This is a genomic window from Pseudomonas sp. EL_65y_Pfl2_R96 (assembly GCF_963970905.1).
Taxonomy (GTDB): Bacteria; Pseudomonadota; Gammaproteobacteria; order Pseudomonadales; family Pseudomonadaceae; genus Aquipseudomonas.
In genome coordinates, this window is sequence record NZ_CAXAQH010000004.1 from 155,923 (window position 1) to 172,279 (window position 16,357).

Here is a 16,357-nt window from a genome sequence, read left to right on the forward strand (position 1 = left end):
CGAATGCCGCACGGAGAATAGTCGGCTGCTGACAGGAGCCCCTATGCGTCGCTTGCTTTTCTCACTGCTGATGTTCTGCGTTTTGCCCGCCTGGGCGGACGGCCACGACCAGTTGTACAAGGTCGCCGGTTGGCCAGAACAACGCGCGCATTTCAACGATGCGCTCTCGGCCGCTCAGCAGCGTTACCAGAACAGCCTGCCGCCAGCGGTGTTTCAGGCCCTGGTCAACAACAGCAATCAGCGTTTCGCCCCCAAATCCATGGACCAGCGTGCCGAAGCGCAGCTGCGCAAGAAGCTCGCCGACCCGAAACCTGCGCTGACCTTCTTCCAATCGCCCCTGGGCAAGAAAGTCGTCGCCGCCGAGTTGCTGGCGACCCGTCGCGATCAATTGGCGAAAAACGCCAAGGGCTTGCCGAAAATGCAGGCCAGCGATACTCGCCAGCTGATCATCGGCCACCTCGCCCAGGCCCTGCCCGCCCGCGAGGCCGGCGCGGAAGTCAGCCTCGCGATCGCTGGCGTGGCAGCCGACAGCCTGAGTTCGATGATCCCCGGCCTGCTCGGCGGTGGTCAGGCTCAGGGCATGTTGAACGGCCAGCGCCAGCGCCTGATGGAGCAGATCGGCGCCGACCTGAACAACACGCTGCTGTATGTCTATCGCGACCTGTCGGATGACGAACTGGAAGAGTTTTCGACCTTTGCCGAGTCCACTGAAGGCAAGGCTTACTATCAAGCGGCACTGGCGGCGATTCGTGCGGGGTTGGCGGTGGGGCAAAGCACGTCGAGCCTGGCCCAGTAGTTTTTGGCGTCCGCCAGATCGCCATCGCGGGCAAGCCCGCTCCCACAAGTTTTGTACGGGTCACAAAATGGGTGACTTACACAGATACTGTGGGAGCGGGCTTGCCCGCGATGTGGCCCGAACGACCGCTAAAGATTCCGCCCCTCGATCTGCTTGCTCAAAAAACCGAAATACTCCTGCCGCAACCCCGGTGACTCATTCGCCAGATGGTGCCGCGCCTCAGGCAGCATCAATACCTGAGGCCGATCGAACTTTGCCCGCAACACTTCAAGGTTGTGCTCCCAATCCACGGTCATGTCCGCCTGCCCCTGCACAATCAGCGGCCGCCGCGGGCTCTTCGGTGCCGCTTCGATACGCTTGATCCACCGTCCCAGCGCACCGACCCAGGCCGTTGGCAGACGTAGCGGCTGCAACGGATCGGCTTGCAGGAACGCCAGGAAGTCAGGGTCGTTGGAGTTCTCGCTGAAGCGCCGGGCGATGCCATTGACGAACGGCTTGAGCAGGTAATAACTGAGCTGCGACCAGCCCCAGGCTCGCGGCCGCACCAGTGGCGACAGCAGAATCACCTGCCCTTGGGCCGGGCTGTTCGCCCCCTGATTGAGCACATGGTCGATCACGATCGCCCCGCCGGTGCTTTGCCCGCACAAGTGCCAGGGCTGCGGAAGGCCCAGCGACTGCGCCTCGGCCAACAGCCCTTGCAGAGTGTCCTGATACTCGGCGAAGTCCTTGATGCTCGCCCGTTCGCCACTGGACAGCCCATGCCCCGGCAGATCACAGGCGATCACCGCAAAACCCTGGTCCAGCGCCCACTCGATCACATGCCCGTAGAGCCCGGTGTGATCGTAGAAACCGTGAAACAAAAACAGCGTCGCCTTTGCCCGCTCGGGCCACCAGAGCTGGCTGACCACTTCATAGCCATCGACCTCGAAACGCCCCAGGCCACTGCGCAGGGCTCGCGGCGCAAAGTCCAGCCCATAAAAACGCTGATAGGCCATGGCCTCCGTCGACAGCGGCTGCCACTCGGCCAATGGCCGCAGGCTGGCACGCAAATGATCGGGGTCGAAAGTGGCAGGCATGGGCTATTCCAAAGCGCTAAACGGACTTTATGGGCCTGCGATATTCATCTGTCGCGGCAAGCATGGCAAGCTAGCCGACCTTCGAGGATTGAAACCCATGCGCCCGGCCTACCGCACCACACTGCTTGCCAGCCTGCTCGCCCTTGTGTGTGCCGGCGGGCTGTGGGCCGCCTATGACTGGTTTCAGGGGCGCTACTTGCGAGCCTTCAGTTCGCACACGGCGGTGTTCTCCGGCGACCCGTTGCACTTGCCGGACGAACTTGCCGGCCCCGGCGCCATCCGCCTGGTGCACTTCTGGGACCCGGCCTGCCCGTGCAATGTCGGCAACCAACAACACCTGACCGAACTGGTTGAGCAATATGTACCGCAGGGCGTCGAGTTCTATGCGGTACAAAAGCCCGGCAGCCATGCTCAGTTGCCCGGCACCTTGAGCCGCCTTAAAACCATCGCCGTCCTGCCAGGCTCCGAACAGATCCCTGCCAGCCCGGCAGTAGCGATTTGGGACCGCAGCGGCCAGCTGGCGTATTTCGGTCCGTACAGCGAAGGCCTGACCTGCAATTCGAGCAACAGTTTTATCGAGCCCATCCTGCAAGCGCTGAACGAAGGCCGGGCGGTGAACGCCACCCATACGCTGGCGGTGGGTTGCTACTGCCCGTGGCCTGCGCAGGTGAAGTAAGGCATTCCTGGCTTTTCCAGGACCGCGATGCCCGGCACAGGAGGGCTGTGCTACACGTTTGCAGCCCACGCGGGCGGCAATCCCGACCGAACAAGGAGTCACCATGAAACGCGTCCTGACCGTACTTGCCTTGCTGATCGTCGTGCTCGTCGCCGGGGGCGGCTGGTATGTGTACAGCAAGCAACCGACGCGCCAGGGCCTGGTGAAGTTGCAGCACCTGCAAGGTTCGGTGACCGTGCGCTACGACGAGCGCAGCGTGCCGCATATCCGCGCCGAAAACGAAACCGACCTCTATCGCGCCCTCGGCTACGTGCAAGCCCAGGACCGATTGTTCCAGATGGAAGCCGTGCGGCGCCTGGCCCGTGGGGAGCTGGCCGAAGTCCTCGGCCCGAAACTGCTCGACACCGACAAACTGTTTCGCAGCCTGCGCATCCGCGAACGGGCTGAAAGCTACGTGGCCGCGCTGGATCGTCAGTCGCCGGCGTGGAAGGCCCTGCAAGCTTATCTGGACGGCATCAATCAATATCAGGACAACCACGCTGCGCCGGCAGAGTTCGACGTGCTGGGGATCCCCAAGCGCCCTTTCACCGCCGAAGACAGCATCAGCATCGCCGGCTACATGGCCTACAGCTTTGCCGCGGCGTTTCGCACCGAACCCTTGCTGACTTACGTGCGTGACCAACTGGGCGTCGAATACCTGAACATCTTCGATCTCGACTGGCAGCCCAAGGGCGTGCTGGCCAAAGGGCACACCACCCCCGCACCGGCCCTCACCGCCAATGACTGGAAGGACCTGAACGCCCTCGCCCGTTTGAGTGAGCAAGCGCAGGCCGACCACGGCCTGCCGCAATTCGAAGGCAGCAATGCCTGGGTGATTTCCGGCAACCGCAGCAAAAGCGGTAAACCACTGCTGGCCGGTGACCCGCACATTCGCTTCTCGGTGCCGTCGGTGTGGTACGAAGCGCACCTGTCAGCGCCGGGTTTCGAGCTTTATGGCTACCATCAGGCGCTGGTGCCGTTTGCATTTCTCGGCCACAACCTGGACTTCGGCTGGAGCCTGACGATGTTCCAGAACGACGATCTGGACCTGATCGCCGAGAAGGTCAACCCGGACAACCCGAACCAGGTCTGGTATCGCGGCCAGTGGGTCGACATGGTCAACACCGAACAACAGATCGCGGTCAAAGGCCAGTCACCGGTCACGCTGACCCTGCGTCAATCGCCCCACGGTCCGATCATCAACGATGCACTCGGCACTGCCGCCGGCAAGACACCGGTTGCCATGTGGTGGGCCTTCCTCGAGACCCCGAATCCGATCCTCGACGGCTTCTATCAGCTCAACCGCGCCGACACCCTGGCCAAGGCCCGCGCCGCATCGGCCAAGGTTCAGGCACCGGGGCTGAACATCGTCTACGCCAACGCCAAGGGCGACATCGGTTGGTGGGCCTCGGCGCTGCTGCCCAAGCGCCCGGCCGGGGTGAAGCCCGGTTTCATCCTCGACGGCAGTACCCCTCAGGCGGACAAGGAAGGCTTTTATCCGTTCAGCGCCAACCCACAGGAAGAGAATCCGGCGCGGGGCTACATCGTCTCGGCCAATTTCCAGCCGGTATCGCCGACCGGCATGGAGATTCCCGGTTACTACAACCTCGCCGATCGCGGTCAGCAGCTCAATCGTCAGCTCAGCGACAAAAACGTGAAGTGGGACAACGAAGCCAACCAGAAGCTGCAACTGGGCACCACCACCGCCTACGGTCCGCGTTTGCTGGCGCCATTGTTGCCGGTGCTGCGTGAAGTGGTGAGCGACTCCGCCGAGCTCAAACGGGTGGAGCAACTGGCGCAGTGGAGCGGCGACTACCCGCTGGACTCCATCAGCGCCACGCTGTTCAACCAGTTCTTGTTCAACCTCGCCGACGCAGCGATGCGCGATGAACTGGGCAATGACTTCTTCGAAACGTTGCTCCCGACCCGGGTGATCGATGCCGCACTGCCGCGTCTGGCGGCCTCCGCCGATTCGCCGTGGTGGGACAACCGCAACACCCCCGACAAGGAAACCCGCGCCGATACGGTCAAGGTGGCCTGGCAAACGAGCATGGCTCACCTCAAGACCACCCTGGGCGCCGATGTCACGCAATGGCAGTGGGGCAAGGCTCACACCCTGACCCACGGCCATCCGCTGGGGATGCAAAAGCCGCTGGACCGGATCTTCAACGTTGGCCCGTTCGCGGCACCCGGCACCCACGAAGTGCCGAACAACCTCTCGGCCAAGATCGGCCCGGCGCCGTGGCCCGTGACCTACGGCCCGTCGACCCGGCGCCTGATCGACTTCGCCGACCCGGCCCACAGCCTGACCATCAACCCGGTCGGCCAGAGCGGCGTGCCGTTCGACAGCCACTATGCCGACCAGGCCGAGGCGTATACCGAAGGGGTTTATTACCAGGCGAATTTCAATGATGAAGAAGTGACGGCCAATACCCGCAGCACCTTGAAGCTGTTGCCGGCGCGGTAGATTTTTGCTGGCCCGGCTGACGCCTTCGCGGGCAAGCCTCGCTCCTACAGTTGATCTTCAGCGAACACAAAACATGTGTATGACAGAAAACCACTGTGGGAGCGGGCTTGCCCGCGATGGCGTCCTCACCTTCAACATAGATGTCGATGGATAGATCGCTATCGCGGGCAAGCCCGCTCCCACAGTGGGTCTGGGTGGCCACACATTTGTAGTCACCCTGCAGACGCTCAAGCCGCTTCCGGCGCCGGCGCTCGGCGCACGTCCGGTTGTTTCCAGGAGTCGGCGGCGCCTTCCTCGATAGCCTGCTGGATCGCACGCTTGCGAATCTCTTCGGCACGGCGGCTGAAGAACCAGACCAGGAAGGTCACCAGCGACACCGCCAGCAGAATCAGACTGGCCACGGCGTTGATCTCGGGTTTCACGCCCAGGCGCACCGCCGAGAACACTTCCATCGGCAGGGTCGTGGAACCCGGGCCCGACACGAAGCTCGCCAGCACCAGATCATCCAGGGACAACGCGAACGACATCATGCCCCCCGCCGCCAGGGACGGTGCGATCATCGGGATGGTGATCAGGAAGAACACCTTCCACGGCCGCGCACCGAGGTCCATGGCCGCTTCTTCGATGGACAGGTCCAGCTCACGCAAGCGCGCCGACACCACCACCGCCACATAGGCTGCGCAGAACGTGGTGTGAGCGATCCAGATGGTGACGATGCCGCGCTCCTGCGGCCAGCCGATCATCTGCGCCATGGCCACGAACAGCAGCAACAACGACAGGCCGGTGATCACTTCGGGCATCACCAACGGCGCGGTCACCAGGCCACCGAACAGCGTGCGGCCCTTGAAGTGGGTGATGCGGGTCAGCACGAAGGCCGCCAGCGTCCCCAGTGCCACCGCTGCAATCGCCGTGTAGCAGGCGATTTCCAGCGAGCGCACCACCGAGCCCATCAATTGGGTGTTGTCCAGCAACCCCACGTACCACTTGATCGACCAGCCGCCCCACACCGTCACCAGTTTCGAGGCGTTGAACGAGTAGATCACCAGGATCAGCATCGGCGCGTAGATGAACAGCAAACCCGCTACCAGCATGAAACTTGAGAAACGGAAGCGCTTCATTCCTTGCCCTCCATTTCTTTGGCCTGACTACGGTTGAACAGGATAATCGGCACAATCAGGATCGCCAGCATCACCACCGCAAGCGCTGACGCCACCGGCCAGTCACGGTTGTTGAAGAACTCTTGCCAGAGCACTTTACCGATCATCAGGGTTTCCGGACCGCCGAGCAGTTCCGGGATCACGAACTCCCCCACCACCGGGATGAACACCAACATGCAGCCGGCGATGATGCCGTTTTTCGACAGCGGCACGGTGATCTTCCAGAAACTGTTGAAGGTGCTCGAGCCGAGGTCCGATGCGGCTTCCAGCAGGCTGGTGTCGTGTTTGACCAGGTTGGCGTAGAGCGGCAGGATCATGAAGGGCAGGTACGAATACACCACGCCGATGTACACGGCCAGGTTGGTGTTGAGGATCTGCAGCGGTTCGTCGATCCAGCCCATGCTCATCAGGAAACCATTGAGCAGGCCGTTGTTGCTTAGGATGCCCATCCACGCATACACGCGGATCAGGATCGCGGTCCAGGTCGGCATCATGATCAGCAGCACCAGCACCGTTTGCAGCTCTTTGCGCGCACTGGCGATGGCGTAGGCCATCGGGTAGCCGATCAGCAGGCAGAGGATGGTGCTGACCAGCGCCATCTTCAGCGAGCCGAGGTAAGCGGCGATGTACAACTCATCGTCACCGAGCATCGCGTAGTTGCCCAGGTTAAGCAGCACCTGGAGCTTCTGGTCGATGAAGCTATAGATCTCGGTGTACGGCGGTATGGCCACGTCTGCTTCGGCGAAGCTGATCTTCAGGACGATGAAGAACGGCAACATGAAGAACAGGAACAGCCAGATGAACGGAACCCCGATGACCAGCTGACGGCCACCGGGAATTATTCGATTGAGGCGGCGTTTGAGTTTGCGCATGTTCATGAGCGAAGTACCACGCCGCTGTCGTCTTCCCACCACACGTAAACCTGATCACCCCAGGTCGGCCGCTGGCCACGGCGCTCGGCGTTGGCGACGAAGGACTGCACCAGTTTGCCGCTCGGCAGTTCGACGTAGAACACCGAGTGGCCGCCCAGGTAGGCGATGTCGTGCACCTTGCCGCTGGACCAGTTGTGTTCACAGGTCGGCATGTCGGCCGTCACCAGCAGTTTTTCCGGACGGATCGCGTAGGTGACGGACTTGTCCTGCACCGAGGTGCTGATGCCGTGGCCCACGTAGATGTTGCGATCCAGGTCCTTGCAGGTGATCAGCGCATGGCCCTCGGCGTCGTCCACCACTTCGCCTTCGAAGATGTTGACGTTGCCGATGAACTCGCAGACCAGACGGCTGGTCGGGGTTTCGTAGATGTCGATCGGGCTGCCGATCTGGGCGATCCAGCCCAGGTGCATGATCGCGATGCGCTCGGCCATGGTCATGGCCTCTTCCTGATCGTGGGTCACCATGACGCAGGTCACGCCGACCCGCTCGATGATCTCAACCAGTTCCAGCTGCATTTGCGAACGCAGCTTCTTGTCCAGCGCGCCCATCGGTTCGTCGAGCAGCAACAGCTTCGGCCGCTTGGCCAACGAACGCGCCAGCGCCACACGCTGACGCTGGCCGCCGGACAACTGATGGGGTTTGCGCTTGGCGTACTGGCTCATCTGCACCAGCTTGAGCATCTCGGCCACACGAGCATCGACTTCAGCCGATGGGATCTTGTCCTGCTTGAGGCCGAAGGCGATGTTCTGCGCCACCGTCATGTGCGGGAACAAGGCGTAGGACTGGAACATCATGTTGATCGGCCGTTCGTACGGCGGCATCTCCGTGATGTCGACGCCGTCGAGATAAATGCGCCCCTCCGTGGGCCGTTCGAAACCTGCCAGCATCCGCAGCAAGGTGGACTTGCCCGAACCCGAGCCGCCGAGCAGGGCGAAGATTTCGCCTTTCTTGATTTCCAGGGACACGTCGTCCACGGCAATCGTCTCGTCGAACTTTTTGGTGACCCGGTCGATTTTGACCAGCACCTGTTTAGGTGTCTGGTCGCCCTCGAGGGCTTTCTTATAGGCGCCGGAGGCAACTGCCATTTACGAAACTCCCAACAGAATTTGCAGTTCGCTCAACGTGGCGAACCTGGATAGTTTGAAGCTATTTGCCCGACTTGACCTTGGTCCAGCTGCGCGTCATCAAACGTTGAATGTTCGGTGGCAACTCGATGGATACGTACGTCTTGTCGAGGACCGCTTGCGGTGGATAGACCGATGCGTCGGTGCGTATGGACTGTTCCATCAGTTTGTCCGACCCGGGGTTCGGGTTGGCGTAGCCTACGGAATCGCTGACCTGGGCGATCACTTCGGGTTTGAGCAAATAGTTGATGAAGGCATGGGCTTCTTTGGCGTTGGCGGCATCCTTGGGGATCGCCAGCATGTCGAACCAGAGCGCACCACCCTCTTTCGGAATCGCGTAGGCGATGTTCATGCCTTTGCCGGCTTCAGCCGCGCGGGCCTTGGCCTGGAACATATCGCCGGAGAAACCGATCGCCACGCAGATGTCACCATTGGCCAGGTCTGCGATGTATTTGGACGAGTGGAAGTACGTCACGTAAGGCCGTACCGCCAGCAACTTGGCTTCGGCCTTTTTATAGTCTTCAGGGTTGGTGCTGTTGGCGTTGAGGCCCATGTAGTTGAGGACCGTCGGCATCATCTCATCGGCGGAGTCGAGGAACGCTACGCCACAGCTGTGCAGCTTCTTGATGTTCTGCGGCTCGAACACCACATCCCAGGAATCGATCTTGTCGAGGCCCAGCACCGCCTTGACCTTGTCGACGTTGTAACCGATGCCGTTGGTGCCCCACAGGTACGGCACGGCGTACTGGTTGCCCGGATCGTTCTGCTCCAGGCGCTTAAGCAGCACCGGGTCGAGGTTGGAATAGTTAGTCAGCTTCGATTTATCGAGCTTCTGGAAAGCGCCCGCCTTGATCTGCTTGCCAAGGAAGTGGTTGGACGGCACGACCACGTCGTAACCGGTGCGCCCGGCCAGCAACTTGCCTTCCAGGGTTTCGTTGGAATCGAAGACGTCATATACCGGCTTGATGCCGGTTTCTTTCTGGAAGTCGGCCAGGGTGGTCGCACCGATGTAGTCCGACCAATTATAAATATGCACCGTGCCAGCGGCCTGAACACTGACGGCAAGCGTCAGCCCGGCGCCGACCAGCAGGGCATTGCGCAACAAAGAAAAAATAGGCAAGTGGAGGTCCTCTAAAATTAGTTGGGCCCAAGTTGCCCCGTGCTCCATGACAGCCATGGCTGCCTGGCAACAAAACCGGCGCGCAACTTACCCTCGAAAAACCGTTCCAGCAAAACTTTCTGTCATTTAATTATTCCTGTTGCCGCCGTCGCGCAGACGACGGCAACAGGTATTGCCTCAAACCGGCTTATTTACCGGATTTGATCTTGGTCCAGCTACGAGTCAGGATCCGCTGGGTCGCGGCCGGCAAGTCGGCAATCGCGTACAGCTTGGCCAGTACTTCCGCTGGCGGGTAGATGCCTGGATCGCTGGTGATTTCTTTATCAACCAGTGCGGTAGACGCCGCGTTACCGTTCGGGAAACGTACCGCGTTGGTGATTTCAGCCATGATTTCCGGCTTCTGCAGGAAGGTCATGAACTTGTAGGCACCTTCGACGTTTTCGGCATCTTTAGGGATGGCGACCATGTCATAGAAGCTGCCGGCACCTTCTTTCGGAATGTTGTAGCTGACTTTCACCTTGTCACCGGCTTCAGCGGCGCGAGCCTTGGCCTGGTAGATGTCACCCGAGTAACCCACGGCGACGCAGATGTTGCCGTTGGCCAGGTCGGAGATGTACTTGGAGGAGTGGAAGTAGCCCACCGAAGGACGGATTTTCAGGAACAGTGCTTCGGCTTCAGCCAGTTGTTTCTTGTCCTGGCTGTCGGTTGGATAGCCCAGGTAATGCAACGCCACCGGAATCATCTCGGTTGGCGAATCGAGGAAGCTGATACCGCACGACTTCAACTTGGCAGCGTTCTCAGGTTTGAACAGCAAGTCCCAGGAGTTGGTTGGCGCATCGGCACCCAGTGCAGCCTTGACCTTCTCGGCGTTGAAACCGATACCGATCGAACCCCACATGTAAGGGAACGCGTGTTCGTTACCCGGGTCGCTCACCGATACCGCTTTGAGCAGGTCGGTGTTCAGGTTTTTCCAGTTAGGCAGCTTGGACTTGTCCAGCTTCTGGTAAACGCCGGCCTTGATCTGCTTGGCCAGGAAGTTGTTGGACGGCACGACGATGTCGTAGCCGGACTTGCCTGCCAGCAACTTGGCTTCAAGGGTTTCGTTACTGTCGAACACGTCGTAGACGACTTTGATACCCGACTCGGCCTCGAACTTCTTCACGGTATCCGGTGCGATGTAATCGGACCAGTTGTACACGTGCAGCACCTTGTCGTCGGCCTGAACGGCACCCGCCATCACGCCCATCAGGGACATGGCGAGGAGGGTCTTGCCAGCTATCTTCATACCTAATGCCTTCATGGGTAATGCTCCAATTTTTCTTTTTAACCACGTGCTCAGCGGCCTGTTACTGGGCATCCGAACAACCGGTAGTCTGGCAAGATCCAAGGCAGGCTTTCAAGGAAAGACCCATCCTTTGTTTGCACTGAGCGAAGCGCGATCTTCGCACCTCGCTCAGAGCCTAGCACTTAGCCCTGCAACGCACTCAGGGTCAGGTCCAGGCACTTGCGTGCCTTGGTTACCAACTCGTCGATTTCAGCCGGTGTAATCACCAGTGGCGGAGCAATGATCATGGTGTCGCCGACGGCACGCATGATCAGGCCGTTATCGAAGCAGAACTGCCGGCAGATCATGCCGACGCCCCGCCCTTCGTAACGTTTGCGGGTGGCTTTGTCCTGAACCAGTTCGATGGCCCCCAACAGACCGACCCCACGCACTTCCCCCACCAACGGGTGATCGTTCAGTTCCCGTAGACGCTTTTGCAAATAAGGTGCCGTTTCTGCACGCACGCGCTCGACAATCTTCTCGTCGCGCAGGATGCGGATGTTTTCCAGCGCCACCGCAGCGGCCACCGGGTGCCCGGAATAAGTGAAACCGTGGTTGAAATCGCCACCTTCGTTGAGCACCTCGACCACGTCGTCACGCACGATCAGGCCACCCATCGGGATATAGCCGGAGGTCAGGCCTTTGGCGATGGTCATCATGTGAGGTTTGAGGTCGTAGAAATCGGTACCGAACCACTCACCGGTACGGCCGAAACCGCAGATCACTTCGTCGGCCACGAACAGAATGTCGTACTTGGCGAGGATTTCCTTGATCCGCGGCCAGTAGCTGTCTGGCGGAATGATCACGCCGCCGGCGCCCTGGATCGGCTCGGCAATAAAGGCACCGACGTTGTCGACGCCGACCTCCAGGATTTTCTCTTCCAACTGATTGGCCGCCCAGATACCGAACTCGTTCGGCGTCATGTCACCGCCTTCGCCGAACCAGTACGGCTGGGCGATGTGGACGATACCCGGAATCGGCAAGTCGCCCTGTTCGTGCATATAGGTCATGCCGCCCAGGCTCGCGCCGGCCACGGTGGAACCGTGATAGCCGTTCTTGCGACTGATGATGACTTTCTTCTTCGGCTGGCCCTTGATCGCCCAGTAGTGACGGACCATACGCAGCATGGTGTCGTTGCCTTCGGAGCCGGAGCCGGTGAAGAACACGTGGTTCATGCCTTCAGGCGCTATATCGGCGATGACCTTGGCCAACTCCAGCACCGGCGGGTGAGCGGTCTGGAAGAACAGGTTGTAATAAGGCAGTTCGCGCATCTGTTTGCTGGCCGCATCGGCCAACTCATCGCGACCATAACCGATCGCGACGCACCACAGGCCGGCCATGCCGTCGAGGATCTTGTTGCCTTCGCTGTCCCAGAGGTAGACGCCCTTGGCATGGGTGATGATCCGCGGGCCTTTCTCTTTCAGCTGCTTGAAGTCGCTGAACGGGGCCAGGTGGTGATCGCTGCTCAGGGTTTGCCATTCACGGGTTTGCGGATTGTTGCTGGTCATGCGAATTCTCCTTGGATTGCAGTGACGACGCGACGAGGATCCGTCGCGCCCGGCGCATCAGACGGCGAAGAGCAGGAACTCCCGCTCCCACGAACTGATCACGCGCTTGAAGTTTTCATGCTCGGCCCGCTTGACCGCGATGTAGCCCGTGATGAATTTCTTGCCCAGGTACTTTTCGATGGTCTTGCTGTTTTCCATGCGATCCAGGGCGTCTTCAATAGTCAGTGGCAGGCGCAGGTTGCGCCGCTCGTAACCACGCCCCACCACCGGAGCACTCGGGTTATGCCCTTCGACCATGCCGATAAAGCCGCACAACAGGCTGGCGGCGATGGCCAGGTAAGGGTTGGCATCGGCACCCGGAAGACGGTTTTCCACCCGACGGTTCTGCGGCCCGGCATCCGGAACCCGCAGGCCCACCGTGCGGTTCTCTTCCCCCCACTCCACGTTCACCGGCGCCGAGGTATCCGGCAGGAAGCGGCGGAACGAGTTGACGTTGGGTGCGAACAACGGCAGCAGCTCAGGGATGAACTTCTGCAAACCGCCGATGTGATTGAGAAACAGCTGGCTCATGGTCCCGTCTTCATTGGAGAAGACGTTCTTGCCGGTCTCGATGTCGATGACGCTCTGGTGCAAGTGCATGGCACTGCCCGGCTCGCCGGTCATGGGCTTGGCCATGAAGGTCGCGGCCACGTTGTGCTTGAGCGCGGCTTCGCGCATGGTGCGCTTGAACACCAGAATCTGGTCGGCCAGGGACAGGGCATCGCCATGACGGAAGTTGATTTCCATCTGTGCCGTGCCGTCCTCGTGGATCAGCGTGTCGAGGTCCAGCTCCTGCAGTTCGCACCAGTCGTAGACGTCTTCGAACAACGGGTCGAATTCGTTCGCCGCTTCAATGGAGAAAGACTGGCGACCGGTTTCCGGACGACCGGAACGGCCAATCGGCGGTTGCAGCGGGTAGTCCGGGTCATCACTGCGCTTGGTGAGGTAGAACTCCATTTCCGGCGCCACGATCGGCTGCCAGCCGTGGTCGGCGTAGAGTTTCAGCACCTTCTTGAGCACGTTGCGCGGCGACAGCTCGATCGGGTTACCCTGCTTGTCGTAGGTGTCGTGGATCACCTGGGCGGTGGGCTCGATGGCCCAGGGCACCAGGAACACGGCGTTCTGGTCGGGACGGCAGATCATGTCGATGTCGGCCGGGTCGAGCAGTTCGTAATAGATATCGTCTTCGACATAGTCGCCGGTCACGGTCTGCAACAGAACGCTTTCGGGCAGGCGCATGCCTTTTTCGGCAATGAACTTGTTGGTCGGCGAGATCTTGCCCCGGGTGATGCCGGTCAGGTCGCCAATCATGCATTCGACTTCTGTGATCTTGTGGTCTTTCAACCAATCGGTGAGCTGGTCGAGGTTGTTACTCATAAATGCCTCTTAGGCTGAGTTTCCTGACTTTTATAAGTCAGGCGTTATTTGACGCATCGGCGTCGCGTTGTCGTGCGCGCTTGCGGCAGGCATCGCCAAATGCCTGGAAAATCGCAAGGTAGTCAGGATTCAAGCTTACCTGCCATTCAGGATGCCATTGCACGCCCAAAGCAAAAGCCTTGCCTTCGATCACAGAGATGGCTTCGATCAACCCGTCGGGCGCTACGGCTTCCACGCGAAGGCCCGGCGCCAGTCGTTCAATGCCCTGACCATGAATCGAATTGACTTGAATCTCGCGAGACAGGCCCAGGCCCGCCAGTACACCGCCCGGCTGGACGTGCACGGGGTGACTGGGGGCGTACTGCCCTTCCAGCGGCAGGCTGTCGTCTTCACGGTGATCCATGAAGGGACCGACCTCATGAACCTTCTGATGCAGGCTGCCGCCGAACGCCACATTCATTTCCTGGAAGCCGCGGCAGATGCCGAGCACGGGAACGCCGGCCTCGACAGCGGCGCGGATCAGCGGGAGAGTAGTGGCATCGCGTGCAGAATCATGAGCAGTGCCTGGCGCGCTGGTCGGGCCGTTATAGTGAAACGGTTCTATATTAGAAGGAGAGCCTGTAAAGAGAATGCCGTCCAGAGCGTCCAGAATATCGGACGGCGCCAGTCGATCCGCCAGGGATGGAAGGACCAACGGCAGGCCCTTGGCAGCTGAAGCCACGGCGCGTACGTATTTGTCGCCACTGATGTGATAAGCATGCAGACCGATCTGCTTTGAGCAGGCGGTGACGCCGATTAACGGCAGGCGAGACATGAAGCACCCCGGTATTATTGCTGTTATGGGTTTGAATCGAGCTTAGCCTTGTTCATTTTTTTACACAACACCCCCGTAAAAAATACAACACGGCCCGCTCAAGCTCGCGGGAACCAAGACGTCAGAAGGCAAAAAAACGCTCCAAAGTGCCTCAAAAAAGCCCAACGAGCGCTTTTTTAGGGCAAAAAAGGCCTCGCTTGACTTCGGCATGCCGTTCGGGTTGACTGGAATCCGAAGAGATCAATGATTGATATTTTTAACAACAAAGGTGTTGCATCATGTCGGTACCCCCGCGTGCCGTTCAGCTTAACGAAGCGAACGCGTTCCTTAAGGAACATCCTGAGGTTCTGTACGTTGACCTTCTGATTGCGGATATGAATGGTGTGGTGCGCGGCAAGCGCATCGAACGCACCAGCCTCCACAAGGTTTACGAGAAAGGCATCAACCTGCCGGCCTCTCTATTTGCTCTGGATATCAATGGCTCGACGGTGGAAAGCACCGGCCTGGGCCTGGACATCGGCGATGCTGACCGAATCTGCTATCCAATCCCCGACACCCTGTGCAATGAGCCCTGGCAGAAGCGCCCGACCGCGCAACTGTTAATGACCATGCACGAACTCGAAGGTGAGCCATTCTTCGCCGATCCTCGCGAAGTCCTGCGTCAAGTCGTTGCCAAGTTTGACGAGATGGGTTTGACCATCTGCGCTGCGTTCGAACTGGAGTTCTACCTGATCGACCAGGAAAACGTGAACGGCCGCCCGCAACCTCCGCGCTCGCCGATCTCCGGCAAACGCCCGCACTCGACCCAGGTCTACCTGATCGACGACCTCGACGAGTACGTCGACTGCCTCCAGGACATTCTGGAAGGTGCGAAAGAGCAAGGCATCCCTGCCGATGCGATCGTCAAGGAAAGTGCCCCTGCACAGTTCGAAGTGAACCTGCACCACGTGGCCGACCCGATCAAGGCCTGCGACTATGCGGTCCTGCTCAAGCGTCTGATCAAAAACATCGCCTACGACCATGAGATGGACACCACCTTCATGGCCAAGCCTTATCCGGGCCAGGCAGGTAACGGTCTGCACGTCCACATCTCGATTCTTGATAAAGATGGCAAAAACATTTTTGCCAGCGAGGATCCCGAGCAGAACGCCGCACTGCGTCACGCGATCGGCGGTGTGCTCGAGACCCTGCCGGCGCAGATGGCTTTCCTCTGCCCGAACGTCAACTCGTACCGTCGTTTCGGCGCACAGTTCTACGTGCCGAATTCGCCATGCTGGGGCCTGGATAACCGCACCGTGGCCATCCGCGTACCGACCGGTTCCTCCGATGCCGTGCGCATCGAGCATCGTGTCGCCGGCGCCGACGCCAACCCGTATCTGTTGATGGCTTCGGTTTTGGCGGGCGTGCACCACGGCCTGACCAACAAGATCGAGCCAGGCGCACCCGTGGAAGGCAACTCCTACGAGCAGAACGAGCAAAGCCTGCCGAACAACCTGCGCGATGCACTGCGCGAGCTGGACGACAGCGAAGTCATGGCCAAGTACATCGATCCGAAATACATCGATATCTTCGTGGCCTGTAAAGAGAGCGAGCTGGAGGAGTTCGAACACTCCATCTCCGACCTCGAGTACAACTGGTACCTGCATACCGTATAAGCGGTTGCAGTAAAAAAGAACGCCGCCGGCCTCACAGCCTGCGGCGTTTTTTATGGCCGCCTGCGGCGATCCGACTTCGATCGTTCCCACGCTCCTGCGTGGGAATGCATCAAGGGACGCTCCGCGTTCCAGTCTCACCGATGATGTCTTGCCTGACATCGATGTGACGCGGAGCGTCACGGGCTCCACTCCCACGCAGAGCGTGGGAACGATCAACTTGCCCGCGACGGCGGCCGAGAAGACAACACACAAC

The 16,357-nt window shown here is 60.0% G+C and carries 13 protein-coding genes; 4 read left to right on the forward strand and 9 right to left on the reverse strand.

The window, feature by feature from the left end; translation table 11 throughout:
• Positions 1-43 precede the first annotated feature (43 nt).
• Complete coding sequence (locus tag AACY49_RS06625) at positions 44-796, forward strand: DUF2059 domain-containing protein (protein WP_320392989.1); 753 nt, start codon at positions 44-46, stop codon at positions 794-796.
• A gap of 128 nt (positions 797-924) precedes the next feature.
• On the opposite strand, the gene AACY49_RS06630 is transcribed toward AACY49_RS06625, so the two are convergent.
• Positions 925-1,872 carry an alpha/beta hydrolase gene (locus AACY49_RS06630; protein ID WP_339522510.1) on the reverse strand — a complete coding sequence of 316 codons (948 nt, stop codon included), beginning with the start codon at positions 1,870-1,872 and terminating at the stop codon, positions 925-927.
• 97 nt (positions 1,873-1,969) lie between these two features.
• Here AACY49_RS06630 and AACY49_RS06635 point away from each other — a divergent pair, with 97 nt between their 5' ends.
• Together AACY49_RS06635 and AACY49_RS06640 are read left to right on the forward strand one after the other, a co-directional pair.
• On the forward strand, positions 1,970-2,548 hold the full coding sequence (locus AACY49_RS06635; RefSeq protein WP_258698598.1) for a DUF6436 domain-containing protein: 579 nt from the start codon (positions 1,970-1,972) through the stop codon (positions 2,546-2,548).
• Between the two features lie 103 nt (positions 2,549-2,651).
• A complete protein-coding gene (locus tag AACY49_RS06640; protein ID WP_339522513.1) occupies positions 2,652-5,054 on the forward strand; it encodes a penicillin acylase family protein in 2,403 nt (800 codons plus the stop codon).
• Positions 5,055-5,281: 227 nt separating this feature from the next.
• Here the strand turns inward: AACY49_RS06640 and AACY49_RS06645 are convergent, their stop codons facing one another.
• From AACY49_RS06645 to AACY49_RS06680, 8 genes are all read right to left on the reverse strand, one after another.
• Complete coding sequence (locus tag AACY49_RS06645) at positions 5,282-6,172, reverse strand: ABC transporter permease subunit (RefSeq protein WP_258698596.1); 891 nt, start codon at positions 6,170-6,172, stop codon at positions 5,282-5,284.
• Entirely contained in the window at positions 6,169-7,050 is an 882-nt protein-coding gene (locus AACY49_RS06650; protein WP_258700642.1) for an ABC transporter permease subunit, read from the reverse strand. The genes AACY49_RS06645 and AACY49_RS06650 overlap by 4 nt, the downstream gene beginning before the upstream one ends.
• 35 nt (positions 7,051-7,085) lie before the next feature.
• Positions 7,086-8,228, reverse strand: a complete 1,143-nt coding sequence (locus tag AACY49_RS06655; RefSeq protein WP_258698595.1) for an ABC transporter ATP-binding protein — start codon at positions 8,226-8,228, stop codon at positions 7,086-7,088.
• 61 nt (positions 8,229-8,289) lie between these two features.
• A complete protein-coding gene (locus AACY49_RS06660) occupies positions 8,290-9,387 on the reverse strand; it encodes a polyamine ABC transporter substrate-binding protein (RefSeq protein ID WP_258698594.1) in 1,098 nt (365 codons plus the stop codon).
• A gap of 187 nt (positions 9,388-9,574) precedes the next feature.
• Positions 9,575-10,672 (reverse strand): polyamine ABC transporter substrate-binding protein, encoded by a 1,098-nt coding sequence (locus AACY49_RS06665; RefSeq protein WP_217857542.1) that lies wholly within the window; start codon positions 10,670-10,672, stop codon positions 9,575-9,577.
• Between the two features lie 182 nt (positions 10,673-10,854).
• Entirely contained in the window at positions 10,855-12,219 is a 1,365-nt protein-coding gene (locus AACY49_RS06670) for an aspartate aminotransferase family protein (protein ID WP_258698593.1), read from the reverse strand.
• 57 nt (positions 12,220-12,276) lie between these two features.
• Positions 12,277-13,635, reverse strand: a complete 1,359-nt coding sequence (locus AACY49_RS06675; RefSeq protein WP_258698592.1) for a glutamine synthetase family protein — start codon at positions 13,633-13,635, stop codon at positions 12,277-12,279.
• Positions 13,636-13,672: 37 nt separating this feature from the next.
• Positions 13,673-14,449: a gamma-glutamyl-gamma-aminobutyrate hydrolase family protein gene (locus tag AACY49_RS06680; RefSeq protein WP_339522520.1), complete on the reverse strand. Its 777-nt coding sequence runs from the start codon at positions 14,447-14,449 to the stop codon at positions 13,673-13,675.
• Positions 14,450-14,727: 278 nt separating this feature from the next.
• Between AACY49_RS06680 and AACY49_RS06685 the strand changes: the two genes are divergently transcribed.
• The gene (locus AACY49_RS06685; RefSeq protein ID WP_320392979.1) at positions 14,728-16,104 is read left to right on the forward strand and encodes a glutamine synthetase family protein; all 1,377 of its coding nucleotides are present in this window, start codon (positions 14,728-14,730) and stop codon (positions 16,102-16,104) included.
• Positions 16,105-16,357: the final 253 nt, after the last annotated feature.

Bases quoted from the DNA above. Each gene is read 5' to 3' on its own strand.
- AACY49_RS06635 (WP_258698598.1), top strand. From the start codon at position 1,970: ATGCGCCCGGCCTACCGCACCACACTGCTTGCCAGCCTGCTCGCCCTT.
- AACY49_RS06630 (WP_339522510.1), bottom strand. From the start codon at position 1,872: ATGCCTGCCACTTTCGACCCCGATCATTTGCGTGCCAGCCTGCGGCCA.
- AACY49_RS06625 (WP_320392989.1), top strand. From the start codon at position 44: ATGCGTCGCTTGCTTTTCTCACTGCTGATGTTCTGCGTTTTGCCCGCC.
- AACY49_RS06680 (WP_339522520.1), bottom strand. From the start codon at position 14,449: ATGTCTCGCCTGCCGTTAATCGGCGTCACCGCCTGCTCAAAGCAGATC.
- AACY49_RS06640 (WP_339522513.1), top strand. From the start codon at position 2,652: ATGAAACGCGTCCTGACCGTACTTGCCTTGCTGATCGTCGTGCTCGTC.
- AACY49_RS06675 (WP_258698592.1), bottom strand. From the start codon at position 13,635: ATGAGTAACAACCTCGACCAGCTCACCGATTGGTTGAAAGACCACAAG.
- AACY49_RS06685 (WP_320392979.1), top strand. From the start codon at position 14,728: ATGTCGGTACCCCCGCGTGCCGTTCAGCTTAACGAAGCGAACGCGTTC.
- AACY49_RS06670 (WP_258698593.1), bottom strand. From the start codon at position 12,219: ATGACCAGCAACAATCCGCAAACCCGTGAATGGCAAACCCTGAGCAGC.
- AACY49_RS06645 (WP_258698596.1), bottom strand. From the start codon at position 6,172: ATGAAGCGCTTCCGTTTCTCAAGTTTCATGCTGGTAGCGGGTTTGCTG.
- AACY49_RS06665 (WP_217857542.1), bottom strand. From the start codon at position 10,672: ATGAAGATAGCTGGCAAGACCCTCCTCGCCATGTCCCTGATGGGCGTG.
- AACY49_RS06655 (WP_258698595.1), bottom strand. From the start codon at position 8,228: ATGGCAGTTGCCTCCGGCGCCTATAAGAAAGCCCTCGAGGGCGACCAG.